14 protein-coding genes are annotated in these 11,631 nt (G+C 54.6%); 8 read left to right on the top strand and 6 right to left on the bottom strand.

Annotated elements, in window-relative coordinates; genetic code table 11:
- Positions 1-2: 2 nt before the first annotated feature.
- Both OSB_RS13405 and OSB_RS13400 read right to left on the bottom strand, forming a co-directional pair.
- Positions 3-416, bottom strand: a complete 414-nt coding sequence (locus OSB_RS13405) for a CopD family protein (RefSeq protein WP_049835471.1) — start codon at positions 414-416, stop codon at positions 3-5.
- A gap of 132 nt (positions 417-548) precedes the next feature.
- On the bottom strand, positions 549-872 hold the full coding sequence (locus OSB_RS13400) for a ricin-type beta-trefoil lectin domain protein (RefSeq protein ID WP_049835470.1): 324 nt from the start codon (positions 870-872) through the stop codon (positions 549-551).
- Positions 873-897: 25 nt separating this feature from the next.
- On the opposite strand from OSB_RS13400, the gene OSB_RS13395 reads away from it, so the two are divergent.
- Positions 898-1,509, top strand: a complete 612-nt coding sequence (locus OSB_RS13395; protein ID WP_143831356.1) for a hypothetical protein — start codon at positions 898-900, stop codon at positions 1,507-1,509.
- 51 nt (positions 1,510-1,560) lie between these two features.
- On the opposite strand, the gene OSB_RS13390 is transcribed toward OSB_RS13395, so the two are convergent.
- Entirely contained in the window at positions 1,561-3,039 is a 1,479-nt protein-coding gene (locus OSB_RS13390; protein WP_049836173.1) for an NAD-dependent succinate-semialdehyde dehydrogenase, read from the bottom strand.
- Between the two features lie 67 nt (positions 3,040-3,106).
- Between OSB_RS13390 and OSB_RS13385 the strand changes: the two genes are divergently transcribed.
- Complete coding sequence (locus OSB_RS13385; protein WP_049835468.1) at positions 3,107-3,883, top strand: alpha/beta hydrolase; 777 nt, start codon at positions 3,107-3,109, stop codon at positions 3,881-3,883.
- Here OSB_RS13385 and OSB_RS13380 read toward each other — a convergent pair.
- Positions 3,876-4,370, bottom strand: coding sequence for a hypothetical protein (locus tag OSB_RS13380; protein WP_049835467.1), 495 nt, complete (start codon positions 4,368-4,370; stop codon positions 3,876-3,878). The genes OSB_RS13385 and OSB_RS13380 overlap by 8 nt on opposite strands.
- Positions 4,367-4,729: a cupin domain-containing protein gene (locus OSB_RS13375; RefSeq protein WP_049835466.1), complete on the bottom strand. Its 363-nt coding sequence runs from the start codon at positions 4,727-4,729 to the stop codon at positions 4,367-4,369. The genes OSB_RS13380 and OSB_RS13375 overlap by 4 nt, the downstream gene beginning before the upstream one ends.
- A 225-nt stretch (positions 4,730-4,954) precedes the next feature.
- Between OSB_RS13375 and OSB_RS13370 the strand changes: the two genes are divergently transcribed.
- Complete coding sequence (locus tag OSB_RS13370; protein WP_082166476.1) at positions 4,955-5,788, top strand: L,D-transpeptidase; 834 nt, start codon at positions 4,955-4,957, stop codon at positions 5,786-5,788.
- Here the strand turns inward: OSB_RS13370 and OSB_RS13365 are convergent.
- Positions 5,785-6,330, bottom strand: coding sequence for a hypothetical protein (locus OSB_RS13365; protein WP_049835465.1), 546 nt, complete (start codon positions 6,328-6,330; stop codon positions 5,785-5,787). The two genes, OSB_RS13370 and OSB_RS13365, sit on opposite strands and share 4 nt — an antisense overlap.
- 154 nt (positions 6,331-6,484) lie before the next feature.
- Between OSB_RS13365 and OSB_RS13360 the strand changes: the two genes are divergently transcribed.
- The 5 genes from OSB_RS13360 to OSB_RS13335 all read left to right on the top strand — a co-directional run bounded on the left by OSB_RS13360 (position 6,485) and on the right by OSB_RS13335 (position 11,631).
- Positions 6,485-7,561, top strand: coding sequence for a coiled-coil domain-containing protein (locus OSB_RS13360; protein ID WP_049835464.1), 1,077 nt, complete (start codon positions 6,485-6,487; stop codon positions 7,559-7,561).
- Between the two features lie 319 nt (positions 7,562-7,880).
- On the top strand, positions 7,881-8,999 hold the full coding sequence (locus OSB_RS13350; protein WP_049835462.1) for a hypothetical protein: 1,119 nt from the start codon (positions 7,881-7,883) through the stop codon (positions 8,997-8,999).
- A 16-nt stretch (positions 9,000-9,015) separates the two neighbouring features.
- Entirely contained in the window at positions 9,016-10,950 is a 1,935-nt protein-coding gene (locus OSB_RS13345; RefSeq protein ID WP_049835461.1) for an ATP-binding protein, read from the top strand.
- Positions 10,950-11,294, top strand: coding sequence for a hypothetical protein (locus OSB_RS13340; protein WP_049835460.1), 345 nt, complete (start codon positions 10,950-10,952; stop codon positions 11,292-11,294). Before OSB_RS13345 ends, OSB_RS13340 begins: the two co-directional genes overlap by 1 nt.
- Positions 11,287-11,631: a hypothetical protein gene (locus OSB_RS13335; protein ID WP_143831358.1), complete on the top strand. Its 345-nt coding sequence runs from the start codon at positions 11,287-11,289 to the stop codon at positions 11,629-11,631. The genes OSB_RS13340 and OSB_RS13335 overlap by 8 nt, the downstream gene beginning before the upstream one ends.

The raw sequence follows: 11,631 nt of genomic DNA, 5'->3' as shown, positions 1-11,631 counted from the left end.
AGTTAAAAAGGTTTGGTAACCACGACCCATAGGATCGCGATGACGCCCAGCACGCTGATTTCATTAAAGATACGCAGGTACATGTCGCTTTCGCGGAACTCACCCTTTTTAGCGCGCATGACCATGCCACCTGTCATCATGTAATGGATGAACAACAAAGCCACGAGGCCGAGTTTGACGATCACCCATGTATCGAACGCAAAAACGGCAGCACCGAGGTAGATGCCAGTTAGCAAGGCAATGACCATGAGGCCTGCGGAAAAACGGTACAGACGGAAGGTTAGGTCACCAAGGGGCCCGAACACGCCCGTTTTTGCAAAGTCGCGTTTCCAATAGATGAGCGCACGGGGGACGGCGAAAATGGATGTCATCCAACCCATAACGCTGAGAATATGTATGATCTTGATCCAATCCATAGACCTGTAATGGCGGATGGAGGGGGTACGTGCAAGCTGTGCGAAGCAGAAGCCAAGCTGTGAAAACGCAATAAGGCCGCCTTCGGTAAGAGCACCAAAAGCGGCCCATATTTTTCAATCGTCAGGCGTAAGTTATTCGACCGTGCGGTTGCCCCAAGTTTGGTTCGCAGCGCGATCTTCGCTGCAAGTTTCAAGCGAAAGGACTTTGATCTGGTTGGTGTCGCTGCGCCCCGTCCGTGTGTCATCGGCGAGTGTCAGGCACATGTCTGTAGCTGATGCAGGGGTGATTGTACCCTCGCCAGAAAAAACAATGCTTTGCATCGAGTCGTCGTTACACTCGGCCAAGTCGACTGTTGTGCCGGCTTCGGTAGATGATATTTCGGCGCAAACATCGAATTCCGGCATGTAAAGCTGGCCATCTGCGAAGCGATCCGTATCGAAGCCTTGATCAACCAAAACCTCGCCTAGCGGGCTATAACACGTGTGTCCCTGGAGCCCATCGGCTGGTTTGGGGCTGTCTAACGGGTATCAGGATGCACCGTTCGTTTACTCGGTTTATTATTTGGGCTTCACAATCATTGCGGTGCTTCTGTTCCAGCATCGTCTGCGCAGTTGGCATCCATCGGTTCACGGCGTTGTCCCGATCCTAACTGTGCTTGGCTTGATCGCCGGTTTTACTCTCGTTGTTCTGCCCGCTTTGCCTGAAATTGATCTGACGCTCGCACCCCTCGATCCGCCGGAGTTCATGTTCGCGGATGCGGTGTGTTACATTCCAAAATCGTTCGAAATTCTCTTTCAGCAAGTTTTGATCCTGACAATCGTTCTGATCTTCCATGCATTCAGGTGGCAAACGTTGCAGCTTGGTTTGTTGACGGCAGCCCGGTTTGGACTGTTTCACCTGACGTTGATTTTCAACAATGTCACGGTGTTATACGTCGCGCGGTATACAATCGCTGCGATTTGCTTTGGTGTCGTTGTACCGAACGTTATGCTGGCGATGCGTAACGGAGCGACACTTTCTTATGGGCTTCATTGCGGGTTTTATGTGGCGGACAATATCCTCACACATTTCATAATGGCTGTGCCGCCGTAACATTCATACATGACCTTGCTGCGCATGGTTTCATGCGCAGCAAGGCAGTTTTTAGACGCTCATGCAGATGTATTTCATTTCCATGTAGTCATCCATACCGTGGTGTGACCCTTCGCGGCCCAAGCCGGATTGTTTGACGCCGCCAAATGGGGCGACTTCGGTGGAGATGAGGCCGGAATTCACACCAACCATGCCGTATTCCAGGGCCTCGGCCACTTTGGTGACACGGCGCAGATCATTGGCGTAGAAATAAGCAGCGAGGCCGAAGATCGTGTCGTTGGCCAGTGCAATCACGTCATCTTCGTCCTCAAATTTGAACAGTGGAGCGAAGGGTCCGAAGGTTTCATCGGTACTGACCAGCATGTCTTTGGTGGCATTCGTGATGATGGTCGGCTCAAAGAACGTACCACCCAGATCGTGGGGCTTGCCGCCGGTGGTGATGGTGCCGCCTTTGGAGGTTGCATCATCAAGGTGCTCTTGAACTTTCTTCACCGCGTTGTCGCCGATAAGCGGGCCGAGTTCGGTTCCGCTTCCAAACCCATCCCCGACTTTAAGCGCCTCAACCGCAGTTTTCAGCTTTTCAGCGAATTCATCGTAGACACCCGCCTGAACGTAAATGCGGTTGGCGCAGACGCAGGTTTGCCCGTTGTTGCGGAACTTGGAGATCATCGCGCCTTGGATTGCGGCGTCTATGTCGGCGTCATCAAATACAATAAAGGGTGCGTTGCCACCCAGTTCCATTGAACATTTCATCACCTGATCTGCAGCTTGCCTGAGTAAGATACGCCCGACATTTGTGGATCCCGTGAAGGTCAATTTACGTACGGTGTGGTTCTCGCAAAACTCTTTGCCGATTCCGGATGCATCCGTCGACGTGACGACAGAGAACAAGCCATCAGGCAGGCCCGCTTCTTGGGCGAGTTTAGCCATCGCGAGCGCCGACAGCGGTGTGAGTTCGGATGGCCGCACCACGAAGCCGCAGCCAGCGGCCAATGCAGGCGCAACTTTGCGGGCGATCATGGCGTTGGGGAAATTCCAAGGTGTAATGCCCGCAGCAACGCCAATAGGTTGCTTGATAACGCTGATGCGCAGGTTGGGTTGGTGGGCGGGAATTGTCTCACCATAAACGCGTTTGGCTTCTTCCGCGAACCATTCAACGAAGGACGCGCCATAGGCGACTTCACCGCGTGCTTCGGCGAGTGGTTTCCCTTGTTCTGCGGTCATGATCGTGGCGAGGTCGTCTGCGTTTGCTAACAACAGATCGTTCCATTTGCGCAAGACGCTCCCGCGGTCTTTGGCGGTCCGTTTGGCCCAAGCGTGCCGGGCGTCGTCGGCGGCTTCGATTGCGTCTGCGACTTCTTCGCGGCTGAGGTCGGCAACTTGGGCAATCACATCGCCACGCGCGGGGTTGGTGACGTCAAATGATTTGCCTGACTTGGCTTTTACCCATTTGCCGCCAACAAAAGCTTCGGTGCAGACAAGGTCAGGACGGGTGAGCATCGATTTGAGGTCAGTTTTGGAATCAAGCATGGTTTTCTCCGGCATGGGTTCGGCGTACATTTACGCCAGACTGATACTTTGTCCATGATGAGGTTCCATGATACCTGACCAAGCCTATGCAAACTCGACCTTCATTCCAGATGGTGAGAACTATTATGGCATGTGGGAAGCTAAGGCGGCGGCGTTTCGTGCAGGGCATGAGGCGAAAGTTTTGGGCGTGTCTTATGGTGCGGGGGCACGAAACACGTTTGATATGTTCCACCCCGTATTTGAGCCGCGTGGAACGGTCATTGTGGTACATGGTGGCTACTGGATGGCCGGTTCGCCGACGATGTTTTCGCATCTAGCGGCTGGTGCGGTGGCGCAAGGGTTTTCCTGCGCGATGCCGTCTCACACGCTTGCGCCGAATGCGCGGCTTTCTGAGATCGTGAATGAAGTTGCCATGGCGATTGCTGCAATCGCTGCGCAGACGAGCGGGCGGTTATATTTGGTTGGACATTCGGCGGGTGGGCATTTGGTGGCGCGGATGGCGTGCGCAGACATGGCGGCTGATTGGTCGCCTCGTGTGCGGCGGGTGATGGCGATCTCGCCCCTCAGCGATCTGGCTCCTTTGATGGAAACCTCAATGAATAAGACGTTGCGAATTGATGCGGATGAAGCAAAACGCGAAAGCCCGATCCAGCACAGACCCCAAGGTATTCCCGTCACAGTCTGGGTAGGTGGAGGAGAGCGGCCCGCGTTTTTGGATCAAGCCAAGTGGTTGCGTGACGTATGGGACTGCGATCTGACTGTTGATAGTGATAAGCACCATTTTGATGTGATCGAAGGGCTAGAAGACCCAACAAGCGCAATGATGCGCGCGCTTTTTAAGTAGCTTCGAACGCCCCTGCGTAGCGCAATTTTGGTGTATCGTTCAGGGTATAGGGTAGCCCGTGAAACGCGGCTTCGGCAATCAGGATGAGCGTATTGCTGGTCCCAATTTGGCGAAACAACCCGTAGGGGTGCTGCGTGAGCATCGGAATCGCGGCACCGACCAGTTCGACCCCGAAAACGATTTCGACTTCGTTTGTGTCAATCGTTGCGTCTGGCAGATCTCGGGTCAGGGGTTCGGGTTTGTTGCGCCCCATTGGGGTGATGCAATAGTCGACGGCTTCCAGTTCACTCGCGAAATTGCCGTGAAAGACATGAAGGCGGTTGGCGTTGGCGCTGCTTGCATGCTGGGTTTGTTCCATTGCGCGAGTGTCGCGGCGGGGATTTACCACAGTGAGGTAGGGCAGGATTTTGCCCCACGGTATTAGGCTAAGGATCGGGAAATACATCAGTTTGATCGGATATAGAATGGAGCTGAGTACTTTTTTCATATGGACGGCTTTGCTGCTGGTGGGCGATCACTGTCGCCTGAGTTCGGCTCTCCGGCCGGTTCGATAAGGAGCACTTTGGCCTCGCCCGTCGCACGGGGGCGGTGGACCATGCCTTGCGGGACCACGCAAAGATCTCCGGGGCCGAGGGTCACCGCATCACCATCTTCGCCGTCCAACGTAACTTCGCCTTCAAGGATCAAAAAGAAATCATCCGTACTTTCGTGTTTGTGGAACGAAAATTCACCCGTGAACTTTACGACCATAACGTCATTGCCGTTATAGGTTGCGACGACGTGCGGGTCCCAATGGGTGCTGAACATTGCCAGCTTTTCCGCGAGATTGATCTTCTTGAGGGGCATTTGCCGGTCCTTCGTTACCACTACGCTTTTCGTCTAGCCGCGCATCCAATGACAGATTTGGCATTTTTTGATGCAATTCGCGTGGCCAACATGCTCGGAGTTGCTGCAAAGTTCTAGAAATTTGTGCGCCGGAGCAAAAACTGACGTTGAAGGGGCTAATAGGGGTGGTTTTGGGCCTGATGTGACTGCTAGTGTTTGCGAAAGAATTTTCAACCGAGGACTGAAATGCAGATTGCCAAACGTTATTTTCGCGAAACGCTAGGTGTATTGGGGCTATCGCTTCTCGCCGCTTGCTCCACTGAAGTTGAAATGATTGGCGATGTGCCGGTAACGGAGATCGTTGAAGGCTATGGGCTTCTTGAGGACGGTGAATACACGCTGCCGCCGATCCCACCTGAGTATTTGCAAAGTGTAAATCAACGCGCAATCGTTGAGTATAACGGACCAGAGCGAGCAGGCACGATCGTTATCGATCCGCATGCGAAGCTTTTGTATTTCGTTGAAGACGACGGCATGGCACGGCGTTACCCGATTGCGGTTGGCCGCCAAGGTGCCCGTATGAGCCGCCCGTCTACTATTCAGCTTAAGCGCGAATGGCCGGGTTGGACGCCGACAGCAAATATGTTGCGCAGTCAGCCAGAAGTTTATGGCCCCTTCGCCCAAGGCGTTGAGGGTGGTTTGGCCAGCCCACTGGGTGCGCGGGCGCTGTATTTATTCCAGAACGGGCGTGACACCCACTTCCGTATTCATGGCACCAACGATTTGCCATCTATCGGTAACTCTGGTTCCGCGGGCTGTATCCGTATGTTCAACCACGACATCATCGACCTGTACCCCCGCGTGCCGAACGGCACCCGCGTTGTCGTTCGCTCAAAGACGCAGTCGGTTGAGTTGGAGGGCGAGGAGCTTGCCAATCGTGGTGTAATTCTTGCGCCGAATATCGTTGATCCGGATTTGATTTACGGCACTGGCGAAAATGATGCAGTAGTTGAGTTGGATGAGATCGCGGAAGACGTCGCCGTTGATCCGCTGAGCGCGAGTACTATTTCGGGCGGCTAAAGGACTAGTGTGAACTTCATTACTCCGTTCACCAGCAGGTGGGCGGCGTAAGCAGACCAGAAGCTAAGGCAAAAAAGTCCAAAACGCATCCAGCGGCGGTGATACGTGTGGCGCAAGATCATCGCGGACAAAGGGTAGAGAACCAAAGTGCTACCCAAAATCAAGCCGATGCCCCATAGGGAATCTGCGTTGCCATTCACAACAACCATGAAAGTCAGCACGCCGAGGATCCAAGGAACCTCTGAAAAAACGACAACCGGCGTGACAAACATTAAGCTGAACGCCCCAATTATCCGCCCACGGGTCGGGCGAAAAGTCTCTTTGAATTGACCTTTGGTTTGGCGGATCAGCCACCACAGCATCGCCAGTCCATAACCCAAGACCAGCAAACAAGAGATGGCAACAAAAATCGGTAATGCTTTGCCGCTGGTCGCGTATTCCAAAAGCGCTGGGCGTCGCCCTAAATGGTAAAACACCAAGATCAACGTACCCAGGCAGAGGGCGAGGAAACGAGGTGGAGTGATTGTTTGAACGATGTTCATATGTGATGTATAACGGCTAGTGACGAAAATAGCAAAGGTCCGGAAAACCCGACCTGTTGCTACAAAAAACAACGATATTTCGCTACTCGCGCCATGAAATTGTCGTTAACAATACCTATATAACCCACAACTAATAATTGCAGTGAGGAACACGATGGCCGATTTTGACGCTCAGATCCGTAAATCCCAGACAGAGGTTGCGGAAGCTCAATCCAAGATTTCAGAACTTACCAGCCGGATTGAGACCGCGCGCCAGAAGATGGCCGAAGGTGCCGACATTGCCGTCGATATCGAGAATGCCTCGCTTGAGGACGTACATGCTCATACCGAATTGATGAACGCGAACATCGCGGAACTGATCATGGGCTTGGACGATGTGACGTCCGGCTTCCAACAAGACTTCGACGAGATGCGCTCCAAGACCGGTTGGGAAAGCTTTGTTGGCTTCTTTAGCGGCGCCAAGTCGGATTCCATGCGCGAAGAGCGGATGCGTAGTGCGTCTGTGGACGACAAACTGCAGGACCTGATTTCAAAGTCCGACGTGATTACCAAGCTGCTGGAAAACCAATTGGTGATTTTGGAGGAGCAAAAGACGAAGGTTGAAGGCAATCTTGGCGGAACCCTGACGGAACGTGAAACGGTTGTCGGTGAACTTGAGGCAATCCGCGCTGAGATCCTCGGCATGGACCCTGCGATCATCACGCTTGAGAACAAGATTTCCGTTGAACAGGACGCGGCTGCGCGCACCAAGCTTGAGACTGAACTGGCGAAGATGAACGGCGCTTATAACGAGGCGGTTCAGCAGGAGCAGGTGAAGCTTGCGAAATCCCAAACGTTGGAACGCTACATCGAGAAGGGGAAGACCTGGATCGACAGTCTGCAGAACCAAGCGGCGACGCAGATGGTGCTGATCAACAAGCTGCAAACAGACACCAAGCAGCGGGTCGTTCTGTATGACGCCCTGACGAAATCCTTGAAGACGGCGCAGCAGCAAGACGTTGCCCATCGCATCAACGAGATCGGCGTGAAGACGGACCAAGAAGCACAAACCGCGATGGCGGCGATTGGCTCCGCGACGAACGCACGTATGGCCGAAATGATGGAAGCCCACGAAGACCACATGGTGTTCGCCCGCGAAGTGCTGGAGCAAAAGGCCAAGGCCGATGAGCGTTTCATGCGGCGGTTCGCGAAGATCGTTGAGAAGCACGACAGCAATGAATATGGGGCTTGATCCGAAGGGATGGAGTCTGAAAGCAATATAGGGCAGCCCCCGTCCGCGGGTGGGGGTGAAGCCCCCGCCCAGGGGGGCGGTCGGGGGCTGCCCGCGACGCAAGCGTCACGGGCTCGACAGCCATTTTCCGAGCTGCTCGGGACCTTCGTTGTCTTTGTGTTGCTTTGTGGTTTTATTGTTGTTGCTTCGTCTATTACCGCAATCGCTGATAAATTCGGCCTCGCTTTTGGCTCTGAAACAATTGATGTCTTAGGCGCATTGGCTCTGTTCTACGTTCCAGTAAAATGGTGGTTGCAATGTCCACATGAAGGTCAACGATATGACTGACGCCGCCTACGATCATTTCCAGCTTGAAGACACCCGCGTCACGCGGCGGTATTTTGGCAAGTTTGAGAAGATAATCGGCCATCTTGGCCGTGTTGCGGCGACGCTTGAGGCGGAGAACCGTTTGTCCAAGCGCGATGTTGAGGTGATGACGCGCTATATTGTTGGGCTGAACTACACGTTTCAAGCACTGGCGCATAAGTACCATTTCAGCGGGCGGTTCGCCCATGCGGGTAAGCTGACGTTTGATCGGGTGGAGAGCGGTTTTCCCGTTCACAACGAACTTCTGAGCATGGCGAATGATGCAGCGCAGGCGGACAAGCATCTCGCGGGCATGCGCTCGGTTGAGCAGCTTAAGCAGGACATGGTGCGGGTAATCCTGAACGAACAGGAAATCCCCACGAAGCTGCAATACGCGCTGAGCCAGCGGTTGTATTACGAAGAGCTGCAAAAGGGTGAGCTATTCTGGGCGCGAAATGATCCGACGGCTGTTTGGCTTGGCAACAAGCAGAAAATGCGCCGTGAATTCATGGTCCATTGGGCCGTTTATGACAGCATGATCAATCTGCCGACGATCTACATGATGGAGGTCGAGGATACAGGGCGTATTGGCCTGCCTAAGGATGATCGCCGTTGGCCTGAAGTGCAGGCGCACCTGATGGCGCAATCACTGGGCGGCCTCAAGCTGTTGACCATCGCCAAAGGGTTCGATGAAGATTTTGACGACCTGCACCCCAAACGCCTACGCCGCTTCCACGTGGGGCCAATGTACTCCAACGCGTTCACGCGGCAGGCTGGACCGCTGCGGGAAGTGCTGGAATTGGCACGCGCACCCGTCGGCGAAGATTGGGCGTTGGTTTGGACGGAAGAAGAACTGGTAAGTTCGGAAACGCGCCGCGAAAAGTCCGGCTGGTTTGGCACGGTAGAACGCGAAACCTTTGCGTTGGACCCCTTCGCGGGACATGGCGCCGAGTCCGGTGCAACGAAAGTAGAACGCAGCATCATCTTGCCACAACGCCCGTATCAGGCCCTCGAGGAGCGCAAGCCTGCGGGGTTCAACGACGTGCGCAAATTCGTGGTTTCGCCGAACGGCAGCGTGTTGAGTTACAAATAGATTTGAGGACGTATTTATGAGCCAAACTAGTGACACGATGGAGCTGCGCGAGGAAGATATCGCAAAGCATTACGAAGCTGCGACTGCGATGGTCATGGGCTTTGATCACACGCCCCGTATTGCGGAAACCAAAGAGGTCGCTGCGCCTGAGAAATCCAGCGGGATCGGCACGCGGCGACGGTTTCGCACGACGACGCTCGGTCTGGTAACACGGTCTACGGCGCGCACTGAAGGGGTGCAACTGGCGGCGCGTATTGAGGCGGCTGATGATGGCGATGGACTGACGTCGCCTACGCAGGCCAGCGTACAGCATGGGCTGCGCCGCGCCTTGGCGATTGCACTGGCCGTGGGTGAGCAATTTAGCGACCGCACAGGGTTGGCGGATCTGAAACGCGCTAACCTTGAAGGGTCTTTGGCAGCGGGAAAGAAAACTGAGTTTTCCGAACTGCTCGCGGCAGAGGCCCTCGCGGTGCTGTATGTCTTTGGCAATGCCACGTCCTTCCTATTGGCGTCCCATGCAGGCGAGGAAACGGTTGAAGTTGGTGAAGTCGAAGAGGTGCTGAGCGACAATTCAACGCTCGCCCTGCACGGCGCGTTGTGGGAGCTGGACCAAGACATCGGGCTGTTTTCTGATAGTGACGAGCGGCTTGTACCTACGGTACTTGCTTACGCCGAACAGCTGATGGCGAAAGTCGCGGCGCGCGCGAGCACCGCTGGACGGCTGGCTGCGTTTTCTGATGCGTCTTGGAAGGTTGAATCCGATGATCTGACCATTCGCGGGTTCAGCCCTGCGAGTGCGGCGAAGTCGTCGACCCTTACAATGACGTTCAAGAAACCCAATGAGGTCGTCGGCAACCACATCGCCAAATATCAAGCGATGAAGCTGGCTAAGATGGTCATGGCCTATGATTTTGAACGCAAACTGAACCCGTTTGCTGAACTCGGCGGCTTTATCTTTACCTTCATGGGGGATGGTGCGCCTGGCACGGGTAAAACTACGCTGATCCAGATGATGGCAGGGCTGATCTCCGAGTACTGCAAGGTCGCGGATTATCCTTTCCGGTATCAGAATCTTTCGACGGACAATATCGACAGTTATCAGGGTAAATCAGGCCAGAACGCCAAGGCGTTTATCAACAACGTGATTGATCCGAACGTTATCGGCTTTGGCACGATTGACGATATTGACCAACTAGCGGGGAAGCGTGGCGATCGCCAATCTTCGGCGGGCCAGCTTGAGATTACAGCCGTGCTCATGGAAAGCTTTGCGGGTGCCAACACGGTCGTGCGCGGCAACTGCACGTTCGGGATGTTTTCGAACTATCCTGAAAACGTCGACGATGCGCTGCGCCAGCGGGCAGGGGCGCGGTTCCTTGTCGACGGCCCGCAGACGCGGGATGACTACATCGACATCCTGTATCTGTTGATGGGCAAGAACCACGATATTCCGGTCGGCGAACATGAAGTGTTCAGCGCGCAGGAAATCAAGAAGGCCGTCGCTGCCAGCTTTGAAGGGCATTCCAAACCGCATGAGCCTGGGTTGATGAACGTGTTTGATCGCGTGTCGAGCGACATTGGTGAACTGGACACGATTGCCAAGCTCGGGACCTATCTGAAAGGCATCCAAGAGGCTGACCCACGCTTTACGGGGCGTGCGATCAAGAACATCACGGACGCCGTTAAGGTGCGCGCGATGGACTTTGAATTACCGGACAAATGGATGGAAACGCCTGACCTGTTCATGGCGAAGGACTACGACACCAAGCTGGCGATGATCAACGATATGCGCAAGCCAATCACCGTTGAAATGGTCATTCAGGAAATCAACCGCTACGCGGATTCAGAGTTCCGCTATGCGGATAAATCCGACGAGGTGGCGATCGAAAACATGATGCGCGACTTTGAGCGTTCCGAGGAAGCCAAGCGGCGGTATTTGGAGAGTAAGGGGTAATGGGACACGCTGCTGGGGCAGGTATTTTTGTTGTTGTTCCGTTTCTGGCGGGACTCTATTTGATTGTGCTAGCCTTGATCGGCTGGCGACTAGGGCGCCAGTCTGCGATGAAAGAAATGACCTACCGCACCTGTGCCGTTTATCTGGGCATTGCCTGCATTGGTCCACTTCTATGGGCCTTAATGGGTGGAGCGCTTGGACTGGTTGACTTCGTTGCAGTGGTCGTTCGGGTCTTAGGTGTTGTCGGTGGGTTTGCTGCTGTTTCTTGGGCGATCAATCTGGACGACTATTGGACGCTGCAGCGGGGCATGCGGTTAGAGAAAACGGAGCGCAAGAGTGGGTGAGGTCTTCTCCACAGGGCTAATCCTGCCCGCAATGGCCCTCGCTATGCTGGGCTGGGCCGTGCCGCGCGTGTTGGCGCTGTGGTGGCCTGAGGGGGTGAAGTGGTTGTTGGGGTTGGCGCTGGTTTCTACAGTGGTGATGGCGGTCTGCGGCGCTGGGTTCTTTGCGTTTTTGTATTCCGCGGAGGGCGTGAGTTTGGATGATTTGTATGCGACGGGCGGGCTGTCCGTTCCTGTGCATTTCGCCAAACTGAGTTTGATTTCGGCGTTGCTGTGGGGGCCGTTGATGGTTTTGAGTCTGGCAGGTGTGCCGAAGAATTGGGTGAAGGAGGTATGGTGA

Origin of the sequence: Octadecabacter temperatus, assembly GCF_001187845.1 — a bacterium.
GTDB lineage: Bacteria > Pseudomonadota > Alphaproteobacteria > Rhodobacterales > Rhodobacteraceae > Octadecabacter > Octadecabacter temperatus.
The sequence above is the reverse complement of the archived record's forward strand: the minus strand, read 5'-3'. Positions and strand labels throughout refer to the sequence as shown.